The 2,603-nt window shown below is 65.4% G+C and carries 2 protein-coding genes; both read right to left on the bottom strand.

The annotated features are described in order from the left end of the window. Nucleotides 1–127: 127 nt before the first annotated feature. Complete coding sequence (gene istB, locus ACP7A3_RS20860; protein WP_066675312.1) at nucleotides 128–868, bottom strand: IS21-like element helper ATPase IstB; 741 nt, start codon at nucleotides 866–868, stop codon at nucleotides 128–130. Nucleotides 869–879: 11 nt separating this feature from the next. Beyond that, nucleotides 880–2,409 carry an IS21 family transposase gene (gene istA, locus ACP7A3_RS20865; RefSeq protein ID WP_082730872.1) on the bottom strand — a complete coding sequence of 510 codons (1,530 nt, stop codon included), beginning with the start codon at nucleotides 2,407–2,409 and terminating at the stop codon, nucleotides 880–882. Nucleotides 2,410–2,603: the final 194 nt, after the last annotated feature.

The raw sequence follows: 2,603 nt of genomic DNA on the forward strand, positions 1-2,603 counted from the left end.
TGCCGATTCCGATGAAGCCGCCCCTCGTTTCCGAGATGATTGCGCCCCTTCGTTCCGAGATGATGTCGCCCCCCCGGAGACAGGGCCGTGCTGGCTACGTCTGTTGTTATTTCGTTCGTGCCGGTCGTCAAGCCTCTGAAGGGGATTTGACCCGGCGCATGCTGTCACCGTCGAGGTCCAGGCGGTGGGCGTTGTGGACGAGCCGGTCGAGGATGGCGTCGGCATAGGTCGGATCGCCGATCACCTCGTGCCACGCCGCGATCGGCAGCTGGCTGGTGACGATCGTCGAGCGACGGCCATAACGCTCTTCTAGGATTTCGAGGAGGTCGTAGCGGGCATGAGCATCGAGTGGCTCAAGCCCCCAGTCATCAAGAATCAGGAGCTGAACGCTGCCGAGCTTGGCCAGGATGCGGGCGTAGCGTCCGTCGCCGCGTGCCAACGCCAGGCTGGCGAACAGCTTGGGCACCCGCTGATACAGCACCGAACGGTCGTCGCGGCAGGCCTTATGGCCTAGCGCGCAGGCCAGCCATGATTTCCCGACGCCAGTCGGGCCGCAGATGACGAGATTGTCGCGAGCGGCGATCCAGTCACCAGCGACGAGCTTGAGGAACAGCCCCCGGTCGAGACCTCGATGGCTGCGATAATCGACATCCTCGGGGGTTGCCTGATGGCGCAGCTTGGCGAACCGCAGCCGGGCGGCCAGCTTGCGGTCGTGGCGGAAGCTCCATTCGCGGTCGAGCAGCAGCGCCAGCCATTCGGGATGGGTGAGCCGCTCGGCTTCGGCATTGGCGGCCAGTTCGTCGAACGCCCTGGCCATGCCAGCCAGCCCCATTGCGTTCAGCCGGTCGAGAGTGGGATGTTGAAGCATCATGATCTCCTTCAGTGATAGTAGCGGGAACCCCGGATATTCGGGTGGGTGATCGTCCGATCGTCGCGCGCCTGCCGGGGCGCGGGCGCCTGATCGAGCCGGTTGTCGAGGATCGATCGGACCGATCCATAGGTGCGTGCGCCGATATCGAGCGCCCGGCTGCACGCCGCTTCGACCCGTTCGCGGCCGAAGCCCTTCACCAGGCGCACGATGCCCAGGCAGGCCCGGAAGCCCTGCTCGGGATGCGGGCGATCGGTCAGGATTTTCTCGCACAGCAGGGCGGCACAGGGGCCGATCGCGGCCGCCTCGGTGGCGATGCGTTCGATCGTCCAGTCGGCGAAGCGCCGGTGGGATGACGGCATATGCTCGGATATCGTCGTGTGCCGGCCATTGCCGGAGCCGCGCATATGGGCGGCGATCCGTTCACCCTTGTGGAACAGTTCGATCGTACGCGCGGTGATCCGCGCCTCGACCGGCTCGCGCGCGAAGCGATACGGGACCGAGTAATAATGGCGCTCGATCTCGACATGATAATCGAGACCAGCGCGCCGCCGCCGCCATTCGGCGAAGACATAGGGTTCCAGCGGCAGAGCTTTCAGCGCAGGCCTGTCGATGGCCTCGAACAGCTGGCGCCGGGTCTGGCCCACGCGGCGCATGATACGGCGGTCATTGAGGTCGGCGAGCAGGTCGCCGATCGCGGCGTTGAGTTCGGCCAGGCTATAGAAGATCCGATGCCGAAGGCGCCCGAACAGCCAGCGCTCGACGATCAGCACGCAGGCCTCCACCTTGGCCTTGTCGCGTGGGCGGCGCGGACGGGTCGGCAGCACCGCGCTGTCGTAATGTGCCGCCATCTCGGCATAGCTGCGGTTGACCTGTGGATCGTAAAGGCAGGCCTTGATCACCGCGACCTTGGCATTGTCCGGCACGAACAGGGCAGGCGCGCCGCCGAAGGCTTCCAGCGCCCGCACGTGCGCCGCGATCCAGTCGGGCAGCGTCTCGGTCCAGCTCGCCTCGGCATAGGACAGGCTCGATGCACCCAACACCGCCACGAAGATGTGCGCGTCGCGGATTTCGCCGGTCAGCCGGTCGACCACGACAGCCACCTTGTCGCCCGCATAGTCGACGAACAGCTTCTCGCCGGCGGCGTGGGTCTGCCGCATCGTGACCGGCAGCTTCGCCGCCCAGCCACGATAGAGATCGCAGAACCGGCTGTAGCGATAACCTTCCGGATGCTGAGCGATATATTCGTCCCACACGATCTGCAGCGTCACATGCTTGCGCTTCAACTCGCGATGGATCGCTGCCCAGTCCGGTTCAGGGCAGCGGCGATGGCCGGTCTTGGTGCCAGCCGCGCGGTAAAGCGCCGCCTCCAGAACGGCATCGCTGACATCCGCGCCCAGCGGCCAAGCCAGACCCGCGACCGCTGCCCGCCTCAGCGTCTCGCGCACCGTCGAGGGCGCGGCGCCCACCCGATACGAAATCGCCTTGTGACCCAGCCCCTGCTCAAACCGGTACCGTAAAATCTCGCGAACCCGTCGCATACTCAATCGCTCCGCCGACATCGGCTCCCTCCCTCGGACAACCCAAAGGAAGCAAACCTAATCCCAGCAGCGGACCTTCATCGTCATCCCCGCAAAGGGGGCGACATCATCTCGGAATCAGGGGGCGAGTAATTCTCGGAACAGGGGGGCGGCATCATTTCGGAATGAGGGGGCGGCTTCCCTCGGAATCAGCA

Origin of the sequence: Sphingomonas sp. DC5200-1 (genome assembly GCF_049897245.1) — a bacterium.
Lineage (GTDB): Bacteria > Pseudomonadota > Alphaproteobacteria > Sphingomonadales > Sphingomonadaceae > Sphingomonas > Sphingomonas aquatilis.

Excerpts from the sequence above, each read along its gene's own strand:
- istB (WP_066675312.1), bottom strand. The coding sequence starts at position 868 with ATGCTTCAACATCCCACTCTCGACCGGCTGAACGCAATGGGGCTGGCT.
- istA (WP_082730872.1), bottom strand. The coding sequence starts at position 2,409 with ATGCGACGGGTTCGCGAGATTTTACGGTACCGGTTTGAGCAGGGGCTG.